Annotated in this window: 1 pseudogene; it reads left to right on the forward strand. The window is 67.4% G+C overall.

Features of this window, described 5'->3' with window-relative positions:
- Positions 1–347, forward strand: a pseudogene (locus tag FQ668_RS27350) (tyrosinase family protein); the annotation flags it as partial.

The following is a 347-nucleotide window of genomic DNA, read 5'->3' on the forward strand; positions in this document are numbered from 1 at the left end:
ATGGCCCAGGACAGCCGGCACATCGGCTACGACTACGGCGTGCCGGTGGCCCCACAATTCGGCGCGCCCAAGGCGGCCACAGGCGCCTGCTGCAAGCACAGCGCAAAAGCCGGGCCTGCCGCGGGCAACGCCGCAGGGCCCGGGCCGTGGGTGGTGTTCGATCATGTGCGCTGCACCCATGACACCTATCTGATCGATGTCTTTCTCGACCAGCCCGAGGCTGCCACGCAGGACGTAAGCGTCGACAACCCCCATTACGTGGGGCGCTTCAGCCGTATCGGCATGGGGCTGGTGGACGACAAGGGCCGGTGCATCACCCACGGCGTGTCCCGTGCACTGAATGCGGC

Source organism: Pseudomonas sp. Kh14, assembly GCF_900291005.1.
In the GTDB taxonomy this organism is placed as follows: domain Bacteria; phylum Pseudomonadota; class Gammaproteobacteria; order Pseudomonadales; family Pseudomonadaceae; genus Aquipseudomonas; species Aquipseudomonas alloputida.